Genomic DNA, 21901 nt, shown 5'->3' with positions numbered 1-21901 from the left:
TATTCATCAGTCTTTATGACCAAACAACTTATCATTAATCATATCCGACCAACGGTTTTTTAGATAATGATTTAAAATAGGGGACCATAAAGTCGATATTGACTGAGCTTACTGTTCTTTTACGCTTTACGCTTGTAGCTGCGTCAATATCCAATCAATAATTGCCCAAACAAATAGCATCCATTCAGGCTCTTTTTGTGACGCTTCGGGCACACCTAAGCTCTCCCCTGCCTTTAGTGGCAAGTCAAAAGCTTGCGCTCTGGTTTCGGTATCAAGCACAGGTAATGCATCGATACCTGTCTTATCCATTAACTCATCAATACTGATGATTTCTATACGCTCTGACTCGTCATTGGGCGCATAATAAACCCCTGCTTGATTAATCGCTGGAATATAAACAGCTTTATAGAAATGACTGGGTACGAGCACTCGATTCGCCAGTTGCTTGGTTTTTTTGTCCGTAAAAGTGACTCCTGTTACCGCATAAACCTCACCATACTGCTGAGTTAAGTAACGGGTCGCCGATTCGATATTGCGCCAAATGTAGCGGTTGTTACGTGGCGACTGCGGGGCAATATTTGCTAGACTAAAGCTATCGTATTGCTGGCTCCGTGTTGCCATATCACCATTGGGTGATAAATGCCCACGGTCATAACCAGAGCCTGAATAGTCCGATAATGAGGCGCGCATGGATTTTGGTAATCTACTCTCCTCGTGAAAGCTGTCTTCGCGGTCTATTTGCTTGGCTTGCTGTAGACGGGTGCGATCCAAATATTCTGCTGACCATAGTGGCGTCCGCGATACACCAGAGTACATCACTGCAAAACCATCCATGCATAGTGCTTGCGTTTTATTGCTTAATTTGGCATTTGTAAACTCAGGGTAAATACCGCCATAAAAGGACTGGCTGCATTGACTAAAGTCGTTGGCTTGTACTGAGGTGATAGTCGCTATTGGGACTAGCGTCGCTATCACTGCCACGAAGAGGCCACTTCTAAAACTATATTTGAGTCTACCAAGACTGATCATGTTAACTTTCAACCATCTATACCTGTTGCGGCGTTTATGTGTGTCATTACATAGACGCTATCCTAGCAGGCGTCTGCCAATAAATAAAGATAAGGCGTAAGTCGTGACATTTTAAATGCTATCGGCTATACTAAGCCGTCTCAAAACGGTGAAGTGGGTGAGTGGCTGAAACCGCACGCCTGGAAAGTGTGTATACGTTAATCGCGTATCGAGGGTTCGAATCCCTCCTTCACCGCCAATCTTATAAAACCCTAGTTTTCCTATCCTGTCCCACCCTCTCCTCAACCCCCCTTAATCCCTTTATAAATAACGCGTCTAGCGTTTTTTTTATGTCTACTGTTTTCCCAAGCTATCCGAACATAACCCACCTATCCCGTTTCTTGTGTTGGTCTATTCGTTGGTCTATTATCTATATATTCATCAATTAGACCAACATTCGATCTATTTTTATATGCCTTAGACCAACGTAATCGTCTTAACGCTTTAAACATATAGCTCGTAGGTATAGGAAATAGACCAACATGTTAAGTGATACTAAAATTCGTAAGCTCAAACCCACTGATAAATGCACCCCTTCTCGGCCAGATAAATATAGCGATCAGCAAGGTTTGCAGTTACTGGTACGTAGCTCAGGCACGCGAACATGGGTAAGTGCATATCGCTTCGATGGTAAGCAGCAGAAGACTACCTTAGGTACATACCCGCAGATGGGCTTAGCAGAAGCGAGAGTAGCTAACTCTGATATCAAGGCTTTAGTAGCTAATGGGGTCAATCCAAAGAATAAAAAACGTCAAGATAAGCTTGCCAACGAGCAAGCTAAAATGTTCAATGAATATGCGCTTGAATGGCTAGAGGAGCGTGAACGCAACGTGAAACCTCGCACCTATCAGCAAGACTACAACCGAATGCACAAAGACGTGCTGCCGAGCTTTAAAGGTATCGCTTTAAAAGATGTGACATTCGAAGATTGTAAGTCAATGGCAGATAATATTGAAAGTAGAGCTAAAAAAGGGACACCACCACGAGAAGTAACCAGACGCACTATTGATCTCGTTGCTAATATTCTTAAAAGAGCTAAGAGAGAGCGTCTAATCGAGGTAAATCATACTGAAGGGTTGAAAGAGCTATATCCAAAAGCCAAGACTAAGCACATGAAACATGTTGAGCTTAGTGAGCTACCTAAGCTTTTGCAAGATATTGAAAGCTATCATGGTCATGACCAAACTCGATTGGGCATGAAATTTTTAGCCTATTCATTCTGTCGTACTATCGAGCTACGTATGATGAAATGGGAACATATCGACTTCCCCAACCGTCTATGGCGTGTCGATATTGATAACCTTAAGATTGCACGTAAGCATGTTGTTCCTTTGTCAGACCAAATGCTAGCAGCGTTAGAAGAGATGAGACCCATCACAGGCCAATACGAATATGTGTTCTATCATACTGGTATGCACCAGCCTTATAGCGAAGAATTCATCAATAACGCGCTAGATATACTAGGATATGCTGGTAGACAGACCGGACACGGTTTCCGTCATATCGCATCCACTAACCTAAATGAGCTTGGCTATATGGGAGATGCCATCGAAAAGCAGATGGCCCATGATAAAAAAAGCAGCATTCGCGCAGTTTATAACCACGCGCAACACTTAGAAGAGCGCCGTAAGATCATGCAAGTTTGGGCTGATTTTTTAGATCTGCTCAGAGACAAAGGTGAGGTAGTAGACTTTCAAACTGCTAGGCAGCAAATTGAGCAGTCGTTAGTCAATCATCAATCTGACAGCCTTGAAGCAAGGAATAAACAACAACTTATTCAAGCACTCATTAATAAAGGTATGACAAAAACAGAGTTACAAGAGCTATTATAATTTAATACCATCCCAGATGCTGTATAACTGCTGTTTATATAAAATACTCAACAACTACATCGAATCAAGTGGCTTTACCTACTAAATCCATTTAGACTTTGTTGAATTTTTTTTTGTAATCATCTTCAACGAGCTGATTGATAACCTTAGTGGCCGTTGTGCCTCTGATTTTCATAATAGAGTCCAATTGATCTTGGTTTTTCTTATATATCTTGACCTCACTTAGGTCTTCGTTCTTGTTGCTCGCTGAAAATTTATTCCATGCGTCTTTCATGTTCTCTATGATTTTAGCTCTATATGATATTTCTGCTATTGACTCAAGATCAATTGTAGAGTCGTTTATATTTATATCTTGAGTATAAGTCTCATATGTGTATTCTACATTTGATAGGACATCAAGACTCGCTAAGATTAAATTGTACTTGTCTTCTAGAGAGGTGGGTATGAAAATATTCTGAAGTACAAGATAGTCTCTCTTGTCTGAGCTCAGATAATTATAAGCCCATTCAATTTGATTGCTATCATCATCCTTGAGCCACTTAATTTCTCTATCAGTACGATTTCTAAAATAGTTGGACTTAACTGTTTCAATAGTACCTATCAACGGATAGCTGTTTACGTCTACATGATTTGCATAATACGGTAAAATGAGTGGGATGTAATTGAAATGAATGATCTCATACTTTAAATAATTTAAAATGTGTGCAACTAATTCATTACCTCCAACCATAGTCTTATTGTAAAGAATACCTTGAACTAAATAAGCAATATGCAGAGCGCTACGGAGATCATCTTTGATCCAGTTGAGCAAACTATCTGGTAGTTGATTGTTAATTTTAAACCGCATCAACTCATGAAAATATGGGATTGGATATTGTTGGGATTCAAAGATACTTAGCAAAATAGACTTGAAGGCCCCTTTATCTAAATCAATATTAGCTGATAAATTCCCCAAATACATATTGTGCGCAAATACCAAGCTCTTGCACTCTTCCTCATTAAAACGTCCAATCGTCTTATAAAAGTCCTCTGAGTTTTTCCAGTTTTGGTTTAAATGATAAAAATATAAATCAGTATTAAATTTATATTGTTGGGCCAAATGATATGCATTAGCTTGGTTTAACAATTCCTGATTTAATCTGCTAATTGACTGATGATGGTCTTCTGTTACGACCTCATTATTATCAACTGTAGTGGCTAAAGCTGTAGTACCTTCTCCACTTTCTTCGACTGAGACTTCGGAGTCATCGTTAAACTGATCATCAGTACAAACGAAGTTTGCATCATTATAATTTGTGTCATTAGCGTCTGTCATAGCCAAATTTCCTTCAAAAAAACTCTTAAAAAGTAGGTATATAGTCTGTTTTAGTAGGAAAAAACTACGTATCTGGTACTTTAAAACTCCCTAATGTAGGGGCGTGAGCAGTCCTATGTCCTTTCTTACCTTAAAATAGACTGAATTTATTCTTTCACTTTCCGGTTTAACTATACCTTGTATGTAAACTTCGTCCTAGCACTAAATTTGGATTGCTTTATCTCAACATCAACACTTCGTTTAAGCGCTACCTATGTTCGTTGGAACAGATAATCTCCGCACTAAATAAGGACACTTGATGACACGTCTCAACATCCACAGTCCGCTAACTCCACCCCAATACAAACTCCAAAGCAGACAGCGATCTGCCATCGGATCTGAAAAAAAAACTCCAAGCACACAAGAAAAAATCTGCTCTCTAGCAGCCTGCTCTTAATGGGTTATTTATATTATTACTAATTACTATTAAGCTTATCTAATTATTACAGCTAAGCGCTTATCGCTTAGCACTGATTCATCTATTCATCGAGTTATAAAAATACAGACTTACCTCACCCTATGAAACCAACTTCATAGGAACCCTATCATGTCTTACTCACACCTAAACCAGCCGCTAGTTGTCGCAAACGTTCATAATTTGGTCACGGATATACTGGCAAACACTGTCAGTTTTAACGAGATCATGGATAAACTGAACGGGTGGTATTACCCGTTCATGAATCATCTAAATTCTGATCTAATTTATTCACAAGCAGTCGTGGCATTCTTTAGTAGTACACAAGCTGTCGTTGGCGATACCTATCCAGAAAATGTGATTTGGGATCATGATAAAACCCAGCGATTCATCGCCACGCTGTCATGTTATAAAAACGATATTGAGAATGAACGAAATGCGTTCACTTACCAAGAATCTCAAAATAAAAGACGGTTACGTTGCTACGTTAATAATCTGATCACCCACTATTCAAGGCTGCTATTTGTCCGTATAGATTTAAAATATGCACAAGAAACGAGCCATCTCGTTAGTCTTGAGGATTTCTACTGTCATATGAACAAATTGAGAGAGCTTATTGGTAAAACAAAAAGTTGCTTTGAGCACCTGCAAGGCAATGCTTGGGCTCTTGAGCAAGGAGGAATCAATGGTGGATTGCACTGTCATTTGCTACTTATGTACGATGGATCAAAGCGACAGAATGACTGGCATATTGCTAAAGAAGTGGGTGAGAAGTGGAAAGCCATCACTGGTGGTCTAGGTGAGTACTATAGCTATCACGATCCAGAGCGTAAGCAGCAGTATAAGCAATATGGCAAGTTAGGTATCGGTATGATTCATCGTGATAACCCTCAAGAAGTAGAAAACGCAGTGCGATCAGCTCTATATTTAACTGATCCTAATAAGGATAAGCAGCGGCCTAATAAGGATAAGCAGCGGCCTAATAAGGATAAGCAGCAACTAAAACTATTGCTACCAAATATGCGTACTTTCGGTCATGGTGTTTATAGAACATCAAAACGTAGAGGCTTACCACCAATAGCAAAATAATTTCAGATATACAGTATCCCCATGAGATGAGATAAGAAGCCGTCGCTGCCTTATCCGTCTATCACTCAACGTCTAATCAAGGTCTGCTTATAGCAGGCCTTTTTTATGCGCCACTATCAAGGAGATCCTATGAAACCTATCTGTCCGAACTGTCATTCAGCACACGTTATAGAGAATACGGATACCAGTATGCAAAGCATGTCAGAGCATCTGTGCTCACCCAAGCTATTAGTCAGTATTGGGATGAGCGTCTGCAAGTACTACAAGATCAACCCCATGATCGGGATGGTTGCAGGTGGCGCTATTGCCACTATGATTAATCTGGCACAACAACGGCTGATGCAGCCGCCACTACTGAAAGCGGCTATCCTGCCGCGCTATCTGTGCAGTACCTGTCAGCATACCTTTAGTATCTGACGTCCTCATTTATTTACGTGTTTATCAAACCACTTATTTTATTGAACTTAAAAGGAAAATCATCATGGCACATTTAATCGAAAGCATGGCATACGTCGGTGAAACCCCTTGGCACGGCTTGGGTAACGAGCTATCTCCCAAGCAGCCGATTGAGGTCTGGGCACGCGAGGCTGGGATGGATTGGCGTATTGAATCCTCAGATGTCAGCTACATGGCAACCAATGATAAAGGTCAAAACCTGATCATGCCTTATGACAATAATAAGGTGCTGTATCGCTCAGACACGCTTGAGCCGTTATCAGTGGTGAGTCAGCGCTACCAAGAAGTACAACCAAGTGAGATATTAGAGTTTTATCGTGATCTGACTGAACAAGCAGACTTTGAATTAGAAACCGCTGGTGTACTTAAAGAAGGCCGTAAGTTCTGGGCACTCGCCCGTACTGGTCAATCAGCGACGCTACGTGGCGGTGATGTCAGTCATGGCTATCTGCTACTAGCAACCGCTTGTGATGGTACGCTTGCCACCACAGCACAGTTCACCAATATTCGCGTGGTGTGTAATAACACCTTAGCGATCAGCTTGGCTAATGGCAGTGGCAGTGTGGTGAAAGTACCGCATAGCACGACCTTTGATGCAGAAAAGGTCAAGCAACAACTGGGCGTCTCCGTCAGCCAATGGGATGACTTCAATTATGAGATGAAGCAATTAACCAATAGACGCGTCACGCAAGCAGAAGCGGCCAACTACTTAAACCGTGTGTTTAACGATGTCAAAGACGATGGCTTGATTCTGTTTAATACGGCTAAGAAAGAAAAGGATGCGGTTCCTAATGCAAAAGCGATGAACCAAGTCATGTCCATGTTTAACGGTCAAGGTCGCGGTGCAGATATGGCGTCCGCTAAAGACACGGCTTATGGTTTATTGAATGCGATGACGGAGTTTGTTGATCATGAACGCCGTGCGATGTCGCAAGACCATCGTTTGGATTCCGCCTGGTTTGGGGCTGGTGCTAAGCTCAAAGACAAAAGCCTTGATGAAGCGCTACGCTTAATTGCCTAGTCGCTTAGCCGCTCTACCTATCTCTTAAATCAACCACGCCTTTGCGCGTGGTTTTTTTATGCCGTCAACCAAATAAATCACATGCGCATATCGCTAAGAATAAATCTATTAAAGGAGTTCACCATGAACCTGATCGCAGTAAACCATACCACCACGACTCAGCTAAAACCCAAACGTTCAGTCATGACAGGTAAAACGTCCAGAACTGCTAAACCTAAAACCAAGGCCAAAACAGCAGAAGTCATGCTAAAGCAAAATAAGAAGTTTGATAAACTTGCTCAACCAAAGCCATCAACCACGCCTAAGCGTTTGATCAACACCAAAAAACTAAGCCGTGAAGACTGGCTTGAGGTACGTAGACAAGGTATTGGTAGTAGTGACGCCGCCGCTGCCTGCGGTATCCATCCGTATCTATCCATGCTTGAGCTATGGATGATTAAGACAGGACGCATGAGCTCAAACATTGATGCCAGTAGTAATAACGGTATTGATGGGTATTCGCCGCTTTACTGGGGCAATACGTTAGAGCCCATGGTCGCTAAATATTATCAAGAGCATACAGGTAATAAAGTACGCCGCGTTAATGCTGTCTTGCAGCATCCCGATCCTGATAAAGCGTTTATGCTGGCGAATTTAGACTATGCCATCACTGGCAATGATGAAGTACAGATTTTAGAGTGTAAAACCGCTGGTGAACATGGAGCCAAACTGTGGAAATATGGCGTGCCTTTGTATGTGACCTGCCAAGTACAACATCAACTGGCGGTGACTGGTAAACAAGCTGCCCATATCTGCGTACTGCTGTGTGGACATGAAGCGAAGATTTATAAGGTTGAGCGTGACGAGCGCTTAATTGAGTCCATCACTGAGCATGAGCGACTGTTCTGGCAATACGTAGAAACAGACACGCCGCCAACCCCTGATCATAGCGAGTCAGCAGCAAGAGCATTAAAACAGCTGTATCCAACGCCTAAACCATCAAGCAAGATCGATCTACGAGGCGATGACGGGGCCAACAGGTTGTTTGAACAACTGCTTAGCTACCGAGCATCCATTGAAGACATTGAGCAGCGTCATGACCAGGTCAAGCATCAACTGCAAACACTGATTGCCGATAATGAGGTGGCTGTGTTCGGTAAAGGCGCTATTTCTTGGAAGCGTTCGAAAGACAGTGTCGGTCTTGATAGCAAGGCTGTCATCAAGGCACATCCTGAATTGCTTAAGCAGTTTAGTAAAACAAAGCACGGCAGCAGACGCTTTGTTATCTTAGATGACTAAGCTGTCAGTCACTCAATCATCAACACAGCAATCAACAAATCAAAGCAAATCAATCACAGCGCATAAAGCCCACCTATCACAGGTGGGCTTTTTTATGGCTTATCAAAACAAAAACACATAAGGAATATCACCATGATTAAAGGTCTAACAATTACCCCGCCCGTATTAGGTCGCATCAGCATTGGCCGTGTCATTGAAAAAGACGGCAAGCGTCTGCCTGCCAAAGACGATCAATTCACGATTACCAGTCAAATCCAAAACAAAGATGGCTGGGTTAACCATCCACTTGATGCAAAGCTACGCGAAAATAATGACGGTAAGCTCAGACAAATACCGGTACGCATGTTGTTTAATGATCCTGAGCTGAATTTACGCGCAGAATACACGCTATTTGATAGACAAACTGGCCGCCCACTATGCGTGGGTGACGGTGAACATTGTCAGCGTCGTACTAATAATGGTGTCGAGCAGCTTCCTTGCCTATCACCCGATCGTTGTCCGTTGGCGCAAGGCGGTGCTTGTAAGCCTTATGGCCGTCTCTACGTCAATCTGTCTGAGGACGATGAGCTAGGTACATTTATCTTTCGAACCACTGGCTTTAATAGTATTCGAACGCTTGCAGCACGCTTAAGCTACTTTGCCGCAGTATCAGGTAATAAGCTGTCGTGTTTACCACTACAACTCACCTTACGAGGCAAAAGCACAACCCAGAGCTATCGGACGCCGATTTACTTTGTGGATTTAACGTTGCGTGATGATGTGACACTCAAGCAAGCAGTACAAGATGCTGGGGTCATTGATCGTGAGCTTAGCGAACACGGCTTTGATCAAGCGGCATTAGAGACAGCGGCCAAACAAGGCTATGTGAATTCCTGCTTTGAGATCGATAGCGATGGTCTACTTGATGTGGCTGAAGAGTTTTATCCGATGGAGACAGAGGATGTGAGTAGTACTCAGCAGAGGAACTATCAGAACGGGTTAGCCACTCAGAACATGAGCAGCATTGAGCAAGGTTTACGAAAAAGCGTGACAGCGGTAAGTTAAAGCATTCGAGTCAGATATGAGGCATAAACAGGAGCTGATTGATTCAGCTCTTTTTTTATTGTCTGAGTCAAAGTTAGAAGCCGGACGGTATGGGATGCCGTAAAAAAATATGGGACTCCGTAACTGTATGAGAAGAAAAGTTCTCATTAACTTATAAGGAGCAAGTAATGGAAAATTTAAACGAGAGCAAACCACCAAACGTATCCATACCTAGTACGTTACAGATACCGCGTATGATACCACTCAAGCAGGTCATATATTATACTGGACTTAGTAGTACAACGATTTACGATATGCTGGATAAAAGATCAAACCGCTATGACCCAACCTTCCCTACACAAGTCAAGTTATCAAAGGGGCGTGTTGCCTGGGTGGAAAGTGAAGTCGCTGAGTGGATTAATACCAAGATTTTAGAGCGTTCAGCATGAGTTTATTAAGCTGCCTTAACTCAAATAGATAAGGCAGTTTTCTTAATAGATTTCAAAGCTTTGTATTTGAATAACCCATTGTTAACAAGTCTTACGAATTTTTATCTTATAAAAACTGCAAAGTGAATTCTGATAAATTAAACACCTAAAATAGTCTGTTATAAGTGGTTCCATTACATCAGTCTATTTTAAGTAGTCTATTTTAAGTAGTCTATTAATAGGTTTGAGGGATGAAATAGCTTGTTCCGCTGGGGTATGCTATTCATTCGATAAGATAGCAGCCTTTTCCGATACCACTTAAGCTTATCGTCTATGTGGGCGCAATTTCTATTGCACCAGTAACAGCACAACCCTGATATGTTCTGTCTGCATAGCTTAATGTGGCAATAAATTCATTTTGATAACCATTGTCATCAATACAAATATTTTTTCGTATATTCAAAATAATAGGTTGCCCGTTTATTGTGCTCTCGTATTCGAAGCCGTTAGTATTAGCGGCGCCCACTACTACAACTGTAGTGGGCTTTAAGAAATCTGCTTCTACACTTAATTTATTTCCTTTAACCACTGTCCGCCAACTTTTTCCTTTATTGCCAAAAGCGGTAAATGCCGCTGATGCTACCGGCATTTTCATTGTAGATTGCTGACTAAGATCCGTGGTTTCGGCTCGATGGTTATTACACGCCACTAGAGCTAAACTGCCCGTTAAGCATATTGTCGTTAGAAGCAAAGAACGCATAATTTTCCCTTTGAATATAATAAGAGAACACTGCTATCTAGCAGTATTCTCTTGGTTTACGTGATGAAATTCAGATTTTGGCTATCATAGTTTGGTTTGCGGTAGGCTAGCGCATTGATTCACACTATTCATTACAGGTAACGCCATTAATACCTTGCCGATACACTCTTTATATTAGTAATTCTAATGTAACATATCTATAAAATTTAACAGCGTGAAGTAAGTTAAAATCGGTATTTTTTACTGCTCGGGGACTTAAAATATGAAAAACTTAACTGCTGCTATTCTAATTGCGCTTCCTGTTCTAATGGTAAGCCCTACAGTCATGGCCGCATCTTCAGATGCAGTGGCTAAAACTGTTGATGTTCAATTTAAAAAAGGCGCTAGTTCAGCTAACTATTATGGGAAATTAAAGGGTAGTAAGTACGATTCCTATACATTTTATGCCAAAAAGAACCAAAAGCTTTCTGTTAAAACAACGGGAGGGAATGTAGATTCTTATTTATTTAATAAGAATTTATCAGATTCTGTCAATGTAGGAGAATATTCCTCTGAACTAGATAACCAAGGTTATTACACGCTTCCATATTCAGGTAAATATGAATTGCGTATTCTTCAGCCACGTTCTCAAGCTTCTAAAGGAAAAACACCTCCATATTGGCTAGAAGTATCTATTTTATAGTTATATAAGCTTAATATTATAATGCTGACCTACGCTATCACATATACAGACTGTAATACTCATGCTGAGTATTACAGTCTGTGTAGCGCACCGATCACAAATAAAATTTGTATGGTAAGTACACTGGGACTATTTCTTAGCCTACAGCCAAATATTCAATTCCTCACTAGGGAACTATACCAGTAAAGACGCCTGACTGGTTTGCCATAGGCATACTTACAATAGATTATAGTGCAATGGGAAGATAGAACTAAGACAATTAAAGAGCTGATTAAAGAACTCCAAAGTTTTGAAGATCAAAACTTGATTGTTATGATAACTAATGATGAAGGTGAAACATTTAACTCGGTAAAGTTGGTTAGCAAAGGGTTTGTAGCTAATAAAGATGATCCTGATAAATATAAGAAAGTTTATTGTGCTTTACACTTCTAAGCTTTAAGACCATCTAAGACAGTTAATTAGTTTTTTAATCCCTAAACCCATGAAAATCGGTTGGGGGGTGATTTTTTTGCCGTGTGCAGAGAAAAGCAAGTCAAAGATTTTTTTACTAGCTGCTTTAGCGATAACCATTATTTAGGATAATCTCGTTAAAGCAGCTATGACCTAACCTTTAAATGTTAAAAGTTAAGGGTAAATTTGAAAAATTAAGGAGTTAAAATGACTTTACGACATTCTTCTTCACGCTTTTCGAAAATTTCGTAACCTTTAGCAGCGTCAGACAAATTCATACGGTGAGTAATAATAGCTTCAGGTGATAAATCACCATTTTCAATATATTCTAATAATTGTGGTAAATACTTGTGTACATGGGTTTGACCCATTTTGAAAGTAAGCCCTTTATCAAAAGCATCACCAAATAAGAAACCATGAATGGGTCCTGCATACACACCCGGAACACTAACGACCCCGCCACGACGCACAGCTGCAATACATTGACGTAAAGCTGCACCACTTGACCCTTCAATTTTCAAATTGGTCATTATTGTTTCTAGCATACTGCCTTTGGCTTCAAAGCCAATCGCATCAATAACGCCGTCAACGCCGCGATGTCCTTTGGTCTGTTCAATGATGAATTCAGCAGCATCTACCTTATCGAAATTAACCGGAATAGCGCCGTACGTGTCTTTGGCATACTGCAAACGGTAGTCATTATGATCTACCACGAAGATCTGCTCAGCGCCTAACATTTTGGCACAAGCTGCTGATAATAACCCCACAGGACCCGCACCATAAATAGCTACGGTTGAACCTTTAGTAATATTGGCATTAGTCACGGCCTGCCAAGCAGTCGGTAAAATATCTGATAAAAATAAAACCTTCTCATCTGACAGTGAGCCAGGTACTTTGAACGGATTAAAATTACCTTTAGGAACCCGTACAAATTCTGCTTGTCCACCAGGAATCCCACCATATAAATGGCTAAAACCAAATAAAGCAGCCGGTGGCGGAATTATTTTTTTATTAATAGCAGCGCCTGGGCCTGTATTTGTAGTCTCACAAGCAGACATTAAGTCATGCTGACAGAAAAAGCAGTTACCACATGCAATAACAAAAGGAATAACAACTCTGTCGCCTTTCTTAACAGCAGTGACTTCAGAGCCTACTTCTTCAACCACACCCATAAACTCATGACCGAAAATATCGCCTTCCTCGGTTGCAGGCATTTTGCCACGATACAAGTGTAAATCTGAGCCACAAATTGCAGTCGCAGTCACACGTAAAATAACATCATCTTTTTCTTGCAGTTTAGGGTCTGGGACATTGTCCACTCGCACATCTTTAGCACCGTGGTAGGTTAAAGCACGCATAATTTCTCCAATTAAATAAAGATTGCAAAATCTAGCTAAACAATAAGCTGTGATAATACAAGATGAAAATTATTAGAATCAGTGGTTTATGTTATCTAAGTTAAGTATTACTCAATTATATTAGCACCTTGAAAATCGAGATTTATAATCAACGTGTGTTAAAAAGGTTGCGTGTTGTAAGTGAAAAGTTGTAGCGGTCAACTAATTTAGGACACTAATAAAATTCAAACCTACATCGCCATTCCTTATAACCCTGAGTCGAGAACGGATAATAATTATAAGCGTTGAGGCAACTTTTATGACCGCCAAGATCTGTTAGTAGGTGACGAGTTATGGCAGCTTGTGTCAGGTGGTCAATTTTCACTCAATGATATGGTTGATATTTTTAGAGAGGTCGGTGCTGAGTCTAAAGAAGATATCGAGAAGGCTTTAAATACAGATCATTTTTGAATCAACAGCTTAGTTATATTAAATCAGTAAATGAATCCGTCACTCTGCTCGTCTACAATGAAAGCTTCATAATCTCATTAAAAAACTATTGTTTCTCTAGGAAATTTAGAACATATAAAAAATGCCCCCCCTACTACTTGACGTAATAGGGGGGGGTATCGAGCCTTTCTTAAAAAGTGTGTAACTATCATTTAGATTGTAGAAGTACTTACACGAAATTTAGGAAAGGCTCTTTTTATGTGTAAGTCCATCAGTTTTATGAAATATATAAAAGCATCCGCGTATATAACTGTTTCTCGTCTAGCCTTCAAAAAGTAAAAGATCAATATTAATAGCGTCTTTATATTCTAATAATTACATACCAATCTGGGTCACTATAAAGTAAATAATAGTGCCTATGTAGTTACCAATGACATAACCTACCGTACCGATAACTAAAATAGGCCCCACTAAATTCGTCCAGCCTTTACTAATTGCTAAAGCGGCTGCAGTTGTTGGACCACCAATATTGGCATTACAAGCCAATATGACTTCCTCAATACTAAACTTGAATAGCTTTCCCACACCCATAGTGATAGCTAGATTAATCAGCGCAATTATGAGTACAAATACGAATAATAATGGTGCTTTGGTCACAATTAGACCAATAGAGGCTGGAATACCAATGACCACAAAGAACAGATAAATACAATAAGTTCCCAGCTCTTGGCTACCATTTAACTTTTCGAAACTGCTCTTAAAAATAGAAACTATTACAAAGGTTATTGTTGTTAGCAAAAGGTACTTATCAGTAATCAAACTAATAAGCAGACCAATCACGACATTATCGCTAGTACCCAATAAGGCTTGTAAAAATGCGGATAGCTTAAATGATATTAAAACTATGAGCATAGAAGCAGCCAAACAAATCGCTATATCTTTTAAGGAAATCAGGTTGGGTTTCCAGTATGCTTCAGACAATGTCCGACTATTCGACATTTCTGGATTTTTCTCAATTGCGTCTGTATGCGGTGAACCCCATACTCGACGTATGATAGGGACTCCAGCCAATCCAATCAATATTAAGAAATATACGGCCATCATCATATTGTCAGCGACAATAGTCGCAGCATTAATACTTTCACTTGGTGCTAACTTAGCTGACATAGCAGCGTAGTTTACCCCTCCACCACTATACGAAGCTGAAATCATGCCACTTACTTTGTCTAGTTCTGGAATGTAGTGCCGTAGTGCCATAAACGCAAAGACAGTACCAATCATAGTCGCTATAGACGAAGTCAAAAATAACAGTAGTAACTTCCAGCTTTCTTTGACAAGAGACTGTATGTTTGTTTTAAATAGGAGCAAAGGTATTGCTAAAGGAACAATATAACCCCAGACGATGTCATAGGTAGGAGCGTCTGTTGGAATAACTTTTAGATTGGAGGCAATAATTGCAATCAGTAATGCAATTATTGCGCCTGGTATTTTACTGGCCCACTTATAACGTTGTTCAATAAAAATAGCAGAAGTGGCTGCAACCATCACAAATGTCCATAGCGCTAAATGATCATCTGCCTGAATCAATGTTTCCATCATGTTCCTCCTTGAACCTAATATTGATAAATGTCAAAATTTTGAAATTACAGTCATTGACGGCTTATAACATCCCAGTGAGCGGCACCATAAATAGCATGGCTTTTTTGGTTATAATATGCCCAAAGTGAATTGCCATAATCAAAATGCCACCACTCAGTAGGTAAGTTGCTAAAACCTACAAGATTCATTACCGAATACAGTAAGCGTCGGTTTTGGCAAGCAGGATGTGTAGGTTGGTCTTCATAAAAATGCGTATGTGAGCGCTCAGTAGGCTCATCAAAACCAGCACCCATATCAAGCCATTCATTTGTTTCACGATTGAACAAAGTGATATCTACAGAGCCTCCTGTTAAGTGAGGGCTAATAAAATCCGCTCGCACTGGTGCAACAAAATCCGATAGGAGCTGTTGTTGTTCATCAACGCTAAGATGTGGGTATATGGTTTTAATATTGTCGCCAATTTTTTCTTGCAGGGCTTTTTGTACGGCGCTTGAACGCCAAGCATCAAGTACCAAAATCCCTAAATGGTTAGGAAGCAAATCAGCAGCTTGTTGTAATTTTTGAATAACAGATTGCCTTGCCACACAAATATTAATGGCATGCTTGACGTTACTATCAAAATAAATAGGAAGTTGCTTAAGGTTTTGAGTGTTTGGAACAGCTAATAATGATTCATTTGATTCGAATATAGATATATTTTCTATATGTCTCCAGTCGTGTTCGATAGGAGTAGGTATTGAAGATAAAAGCATTTTTCTCTCAACATGGTTCTATATTTTTTAGAAAATAATGTTGAACGTATCTTTGATGCTTAGATAAGACTGAATAATATTGACACCTAAACTAACCTTAGTTCGAGTCTTAACGCACCATCAACTATTAATTTCCAAAAACATTTTTTCTTGATTTACATAGTCAAAAAATATACTAGCATAGATATCTTAGAAACATATATATGTTTTTAGACTAAAAAAGACGTATCACAAAATGTAGAACAGTCTTGATGAGTATCTTGATAGATAAGACTATGTATGACTACTACTCCAACTATATAAAGCTAATCATTCAAATACAACTCAGCCATACCATCAAGCCTCGCTTTTACCTCTTTCCAGTTCGGCATAACTTGGGTTAACAAGCGCCAAAAATGCTCACTATGATTGTGCTCGGCGATATGACACAGTTCATGCAGTATCACATAATCGATGCATTCTTTCGGCGCTTTGACTAAGTGCGGATTGAGGATTAAATTTCCTTTATTTGAGCAACTTCCCCATTGTTTTTTCATTATTATTAACTTCAATGAAGGATTATTTTTCACCCATGAGGCCTTATGTATCAAGGCTTCAAGCCTCTCTCTAGAGACCGACGTAAATTTATTTTTATACCATTTATCAATCAAGCTTTTCACTAGAACCGCTCTTTTTTCAGCGTCTAATTCAGAATCACTTTGAGACAATTCTACATGTAACTTACCGCGACTGAGCTTCACCGTGCTATTTATTCTATCGTTAGTTTTTGCATCTGCTATCACTTTTAACACATAACGACGACCCAGATAAAACTGAGTCTCACCGCTGACATAACGTTTGGGCAATACATGGTCTTTTTGCTTAGCAAAGTCCTGTAGGTTTTGCCATATCCAGCGCGCACGCTTTATCATCGCGTCATGTATCATCTCATTCGTCGCATCGATAGGTGCGGTGGCAACCACACGTTGATCAGGATGTACCTTAATCACAACTTTGCGAGGTTTGCTTTTTTCAGTGGTCAGAATGTCAGCTTTAGACTTACCTGTTGTTGCTTTATACGTTACTTCTTTACGCACGATTTCGTAGTAGATCTTATCTTGACCATAATAAAAAATGCCATTCTCAGTCATTGCCTATTACCTACCCTCTTGCTGCTCTTGCGCTGCTTTTCTCTCTCGTATTTCTTGTTTCTCTTGAAAGCCCAAGTCGGGTAATTTTTAGTACTGCTTCAATGAGCTGCTGCGCTTTATCGATACCTAAGTCAGCAAATAACATTGGCAATAAGCGTCTATTAATCGCATTTTCAATTTCTGCTGGATTAATAGAATACTCAGCCACTGCTGTCTTAACAATCTTATCAATCTCAAAGGCGTAAGCAACGAGCTTATCGTTATTTAACTCTTTATCTATCAAGAAACCAGCATCAAATAAATGCTTAAACAAACCAAAATACGCCTGAGCATGTTTGTTTAATTTGCCACTATCATCGATAAAGTCATCGGGTACATCAGCGACATCGCGGTCTTTTACGGCTTGCTCGAAGTCAGCAAACATCATGTACTGCTTCACTGGTGCATCAAACATGGCCTTGGCATCAGCAATTGCTTGCTTAAGTAATTTTGAAAAATACTCTTGTGCATAAGGATCATCAGCTAGATCTTGTTCAATCATCTTGGTCACACGACCAGTGATTTTATCTGTTTGGTTACGCGCTTCATCATCACTCATCGCCTCAGGCTTAGCGTTTTTTCCTAGGTTGTCTATTAGGTAAACGCCTTTGGCTTCGCGAACCTCAAGCCCTGCGATATGTTTATCAAGCAAGCTACGAATATCTGCTTCATACTCGTCATAATCAATAGTTTCGTCCGCATCAGCGCGTACTTGCTTACGTAAATTGATGAAAGCTTTTAGATCTTGTTTATAACGATCACGCTTGCCATCAAACGAGGCATCTTCAAAGAAAGACGCTGACTGCAACGCAATTTTCATGGCGTTAGAAAATCTGGTCAAAGCCGCATAAAAGTCGTCACGTTCTTTGAGCTTGGTATCGACTACCCTGCCATCTATTTCCTGCATTTTTGGTGCAAGTACTTGTCTTAACGCTTGTCCATCCTGTTTATTCTTCACTGATAAGAAGATAGCCCATAGATCACTATGTAGTCTTGGGAGCTGCTTATACTCGGTATCCATCGCGTTATACAGACCCTTAAGGTCTTCGATATCAAAGCCACCTTGTGTACGCTCGGCTAAGTCTTGGTATTTCTCAATGGTGATATCCAGCTCTTTTAAGATGCCACGATAATCAATCAGATAACCAAAGCGTTTTTTCTCATGTAAGCGGTTCACCCGTGCAATCGCCTGAATGAGGTTATGCTGCTTTAACGGCTTGTCTATATACAGGACGGTATTCTTTGGCTCATCAAAGCCCGTTAATAACTTATCAACGACGATCATAATGTCAGGACCATCGTCCTGACTAAAGGCTTCTATGATGGCTTTGGTGTAGGCTTTTTCATCACCGCCGTACTCTTTGACGACATTGGCTTGCCACCAGTTTTGTACTATGTCTTTTGATTCCCCATCAACGGTATCATGCCCTTCACGGGTATCGGGTGGTGACATGGCAACCACTGAGGTCACTTTACCAATCTTATCCAAAGCCATCTTATAACGGATAGCTGAGGCTTTAGAATCACACGCCAATTGACCTTTTAGATGCTGCTGTTTAAAGTTTTGGAAGTGATCAGAGATGTCATGAGCGATTAGCTCAATACGACCTTCAACCTGATATATTTGACCCTTTTGGGAGAACTTACGTTTGAGATCCGTTTTTTGATCATTGGTGAGCTTTTGGGTAATACGGTCAAACCAGCTATCGATGGCTTGGTCATTGGTATTCAGCTCAGGGATACGCTCTTCGTATAACAGTGGCGTGACGGTTTCGTCTTTGACCGCTTGCTGCATGGTGTAGGAGTGAATAATGCTACCAAATTTGTTTTCGGTCTTATCATCCTTAAGCAACGGCGTACCTGTAAAGGCAATAAAAGCAGCGTTTGGCAGGGCTTGTGCCATGCGGATATTATTCTCACCGTTTTGGCTACGGTGACCTTCATCAACCATGACTATGATGTTTGGGCTGTCGTTATAGCATTCATCGTACTTAACGGCTGAGCCAAACTTGTTAATGATAGAGAAAATAACGCGCTCATTACCATGACCGATTTGCTGTGCTAGACGGCGACCAGAGGTAGCCATGGCACCCGTTTTGTCGCGATCGGATAATACGCCACCAGAAGCAAAGGTTTGACTAAGCTGAGTTTCAAGATCGACACGATCGGTGACGACAATAACACGGCACTTCGCGAGCTCTTCTAACCAAATGAGCGCCTTGGAGAAGAACACCATCGTGAAAGATTTACCACTGCCTGTAGTGTGCCAAATCACTCCACCTTCGCGACTGCCCTTTTCATCGAAACTGCTAATACGTTTAATCAGCGCTTTGATACCAAAGACTTGCTGATAACGAGCGACAATTTTACCGGCCTTTTTATCAAATAAGGTAAACAGGCGTGTCATCTCAAGCAAACGCTCAGGCTGTAATAAGCTGATAATTAAGCGGTCTTGATCGGTAACGACCAGATCACCAGCATTAATCAGTGACAGATATTCTTTTTTAGCTGAGGCAGGACGATGGTTAAACAAACTCTCAATCTGCTCACTATTAAGCTTTTGGTTTTTTAATCGGGCAAATTCGGCCTCTGATATCTCTTCTTCGACCCATTTTGCCCAAAATTTCTCAGGCGTACCGCAAGTGGCATATAGACCGTCATTACCATTGACCGCTAGTAATAACTGGCTATAGGCAAACAGGTGCGGGATTTGTTTTTGACCTTGATTACGGATGTGCTGGGAGACAGCTTGAGCATTGGTCGATTGCCACTCTCTACTGGAGTCAGGGCGCTTGGCTTCGATCACTGCCAACGGTAGACCATTTACGAAGCAGACGATATCAGGAATGATGTTGCCGGTGCCCTCGGCATTCTGCACGACTAGCTCTTCGGTCACATGAAAGCTATTATTATCGATATGATTCCAATCTATCAAGCTGATGGTTTGCGAGGTTTTTTTACCATCGATAAACTCAGTCACCGTCACGCCATATAGCATGGCGTTATAGAGCTTTTCATTAGCGAGCTGCAAGCCTAAGTTCATCGCTGGGTTTAGCTCGTGCATGATTTTATCAATGGCACTATCTGATAAATAATGCGGTGTGCCTTCAAACATAAAGGTTTGCTTGGCTAAGAACGCACGCATGATGGGCAATAGTACCACTTGGTTAGTGGCTTTGCTTGAAACCACCTTTGAGCGCATGGCGTTGCATTGGCTGGGCGGAATAAACTCATAGCCGAGTGTAGTAAGTAAGGTTAAGGCAGGGATTTTTGAGCTGAAGTCTTCAGCGAAGTTTATGGCTGATGTCATTAGGTACTCCTATTATTCGAACGCCATTATATTTGCTGTTTCTATAAATTGAGCTACCGCTCTACCTCTATATGGTATTTCTTCCATAAAACTGACATGTCTCATGTATGAATCCCATTTTCTTTGCTGATCTTCTGATATAGCATAGTTAACCTTATTTTCATTGAAGTCGGTAATCAGAGAAGCCATGATAAATTCGCATACTTCAGGTATTTCACGACCGTCCTCTTCAAGGTAAGGTAATTTTGTTACACCCAAGAAATCACCGAGCAAATCAGCATCAACAACACCTTTTCTAATCTTTCTTAAAATATCAGGTCTAAAGCAAACTAGCATAACACCAACTAATCTCAACAACGAATAACCAATATATTCGTCAGGAACAAAACGAGTCGAATTGGATAGTACTTGTACAACTTCTATATGTAGAGCTAATGTCTCTATCTCTCTGAGAGAAAGACCTTGATGACCAATAAATTTTGCAATAAATTTTTTTAAAAGGGTATTTGATAGTAGTCTACTAGATAAAAAACCTTTTTCTCCTATCAGCTGGTAAAAGTAAGCATTAGCAGCTAAAACGGGATTTGTCATATGTCGTTGAGAATGCGGTGACAACTCAAATCGAAACTTTATAAACTTATCTAGATAACGCTGTGCATCCACTGCTTGACCATAACAATGATTAATCGAGGCTTTAAGTTGTTGAGTATTAGTAATAAGTACAAAGCTAACGCCTTCAACATCAAAAGTATGTTTTATTATCTCAAGCATATCGACCGCGAAGTTTGGTCTACAGCGATCAAGTTCATCGATAAATATGATAATAGGATTTTGAGATGCGATAGCAGTTAAAGCAGTTTGTAACGTCTGTAAACTCTTTTCTGCCTCCACATGATCTTTGAGTATTAACTCTGCTGTTTTATCTATTGAATCGTCAGCTGCTTTTTGAATTGCCTCATCAAAATCGTTTGTAAGATCAGCAAAGTCTTGTCTTAGAAGATGGGAAACCCCAGCTTTAGCAACTGTTTTTAGACTATATCGTACAGCTGGTAACACTCTATTTATAAAAGCCTTTCTACGTGGACCGTCAGGTAAGATTTTAATAATCTCTGCGAGTACAGTCATCAAAGGCTCATCAACATGATCAGCTTTGAAAGCGTCAATATAAATTATATTGTGTGTATTATCTTGCTTCATTAGATTTATAAGTTTATGGCAAAACTCAGTTTTACCTGTGCCCCAGCTGCCATCAATAACCATTGGTGAAATATCTATATCAGATTTCAGAAGCTTAATAACTTTTACAGCGATGCTTTTACGTTGAAACTCATCACGCCCACCTTGTTCTTCATCGAATGTTTTTTTCGTAATAGTCACATTCACTTTATTGTTCCTCTAATTGGAATTGATAATTTTCACGCATTAATA

The 21901-nt window shown here is 40.3% G+C and carries 18 protein-coding genes and 1 tRNA gene; 10 read left to right on the top strand and 9 right to left on the bottom strand.

Annotated features, from left to right (window positions below):
* Positions 1-126: 126 nt before the first annotated feature.
* Entirely contained in the window at positions 127-981 is an 855-nt protein-coding gene (locus tag CZ794_RS06850) for a DNA/RNA non-specific endonuclease (RefSeq protein WP_256958908.1), read from the bottom strand.
* Positions 982-1176: 195 nt separating this feature from the next.
* Between CZ794_RS06850 and CZ794_RS06845 the strand changes: the two genes are divergently transcribed.
* Together CZ794_RS06845 and CZ794_RS06840 are read left to right on the top strand one after the other, a co-directional pair.
* Positions 1177-1267, top strand: a tRNA-Ser gene (locus CZ794_RS06845).
* 283 nt (positions 1268-1550) lie between these two features.
* Positions 1551-2900, top strand: coding sequence for an integrase arm-type DNA-binding domain-containing protein (locus tag CZ794_RS06840; protein ID WP_087040896.1), 1350 nt, complete (start codon positions 1551-1553; stop codon positions 2898-2900).
* A 91-nt stretch (positions 2901-2991) separates the two neighbouring features.
* Here the strand turns inward: CZ794_RS06840 and CZ794_RS06835 are convergent, their stop codons facing one another.
* The gene (locus CZ794_RS06835) at positions 2992-4215 is read right to left on the bottom strand and encodes a hypothetical protein (protein ID WP_087040895.1); all 1224 of its coding nucleotides are present in this window, start codon (positions 4213-4215) and stop codon (positions 2992-2994) included.
* Between the two features lie 682 nt (positions 4216-4897).
* Here CZ794_RS06835 and CZ794_RS06830 point away from each other — a divergent pair.
* From CZ794_RS06830 to CZ794_RS06805, 6 genes are all read left to right on the top strand, one after another.
* Positions 4898-5758 (top strand): inovirus Gp2 family protein, encoded by an 861-nt coding sequence (locus tag CZ794_RS06830; RefSeq protein WP_256958907.1) that lies wholly within the window; start codon positions 4898-4900, stop codon positions 5756-5758.
* A gap of 129 nt (positions 5759-5887) precedes the next feature.
* A complete protein-coding gene (locus CZ794_RS06825; RefSeq protein ID WP_087040893.1) occupies positions 5888-6175 on the top strand; it encodes a hypothetical protein in 288 nt (95 codons plus the stop codon).
* 64 nt (positions 6176-6239) lie between these two features.
* The gene (locus tag CZ794_RS06820) at positions 6240-7235 is read left to right on the top strand and encodes a DUF932 domain-containing protein (protein WP_087040892.1); all 996 of its coding nucleotides are present in this window, start codon (positions 6240-6242) and stop codon (positions 7233-7235) included.
* Between the two features lie 243 nt (positions 7236-7478).
* Positions 7479-8513, top strand: a complete 1035-nt coding sequence (locus CZ794_RS06815; RefSeq protein ID WP_256958912.1) for a YqaJ viral recombinase family protein — start codon at positions 7479-7481, stop codon at positions 8511-8513.
* Between the two features lie 132 nt (positions 8514-8645).
* Entirely contained in the window at positions 8646-9557 is a 912-nt protein-coding gene (locus CZ794_RS06810; RefSeq protein ID WP_087040890.1) for a hydrolase or metal-binding protein, read from the top strand.
* A gap of 167 nt (positions 9558-9724) precedes the next feature.
* Positions 9725-9985 (top strand): AlpA family transcriptional regulator, encoded by a 261-nt coding sequence (locus CZ794_RS06805; protein WP_087040889.1) that lies wholly within the window; start codon positions 9725-9727, stop codon positions 9983-9985.
* Positions 9986-10295: 310 nt separating this feature from the next.
* Here the strand turns inward: CZ794_RS06805 and CZ794_RS06800 are convergent, their stop codons facing one another.
* On the bottom strand, positions 10296-10724 hold the full coding sequence (locus tag CZ794_RS06800) for a hypothetical protein (RefSeq protein ID WP_087040888.1): 429 nt from the start codon (positions 10722-10724) through the stop codon (positions 10296-10298).
* A 262-nt stretch (positions 10725-10986) separates the two neighbouring features.
* On the opposite strand from CZ794_RS06800, the gene CZ794_RS06795 reads away from it, so the two are divergent.
* Both CZ794_RS06795 and CZ794_RS06790 read left to right on the top strand, forming a co-directional pair.
* Positions 10987-11406 (top strand): PPC domain-containing protein, encoded by a 420-nt coding sequence (locus CZ794_RS06795; RefSeq protein WP_039255596.1) that lies wholly within the window; start codon positions 10987-10989, stop codon positions 11404-11406.
* 231 nt (positions 11407-11637) lie between these two features.
* Positions 11638-11838, top strand: a complete 201-nt coding sequence (locus tag CZ794_RS06790; protein WP_179207266.1) for a hypothetical protein — start codon at positions 11638-11640, stop codon at positions 11836-11838.
* Positions 11839-12050: 212 nt separating this feature from the next.
* On the opposite strand, the gene CZ794_RS06785 is transcribed toward CZ794_RS06790, so the two are convergent.
* The 6 genes from CZ794_RS06785 to CZ794_RS06760 all read right to left on the bottom strand — a co-directional run bounded on the left by CZ794_RS06785 (position 12051) and on the right by CZ794_RS06760 (position 21856).
* Positions 12051-13214 (bottom strand): zinc-dependent alcohol dehydrogenase, encoded by a 1164-nt coding sequence (locus tag CZ794_RS06785; protein WP_087040886.1) that lies wholly within the window; start codon positions 13212-13214, stop codon positions 12051-12053.
* Between the two features lie 804 nt (positions 13215-14018).
* Entirely contained in the window at positions 14019-15242 is a 1224-nt protein-coding gene (locus tag CZ794_RS06780) for a DUF819 domain-containing protein (RefSeq protein WP_208855347.1), read from the bottom strand.
* 50 nt (positions 15243-15292) lie between these two features.
* Positions 15293-15994, bottom strand: coding sequence for a M15 family metallopeptidase (locus CZ794_RS06775; RefSeq protein ID WP_087040885.1), 702 nt, complete (start codon positions 15992-15994; stop codon positions 15293-15295).
* 305 nt (positions 15995-16299) lie between these two features.
* Positions 16300-17124, bottom strand: a complete 825-nt coding sequence (locus CZ794_RS06770) for a M48 family metallopeptidase (RefSeq protein WP_087040884.1) — start codon at positions 17122-17124, stop codon at positions 16300-16302.
* Between the two features lie 10 nt (positions 17125-17134).
* Positions 17135-20473, bottom strand: coding sequence for a type I restriction endonuclease subunit R (locus CZ794_RS06765; RefSeq protein ID WP_087040883.1), 3339 nt, complete (start codon positions 20471-20473; stop codon positions 17135-17137).
* Between the two features lie 12 nt (positions 20474-20485).
* Positions 20486-21856, bottom strand: coding sequence for a P-loop NTPase fold protein (locus tag CZ794_RS06760; RefSeq protein ID WP_218778311.1), 1371 nt, complete (start codon positions 21854-21856; stop codon positions 20486-20488).
* Positions 21857-21901: the final 45 nt, after the last annotated feature.

Origin of the sequence: Psychrobacter sp. JB385, assembly GCF_900163785.1 — a bacterium.
Classification (GTDB): Bacteria; Pseudomonadota; Gammaproteobacteria; order Pseudomonadales; family Moraxellaceae; genus Psychrobacter.
The sequence above is the reverse complement of the archived record's forward strand: the minus strand, read 5'-3'. Positions and strand labels throughout refer to the sequence as shown.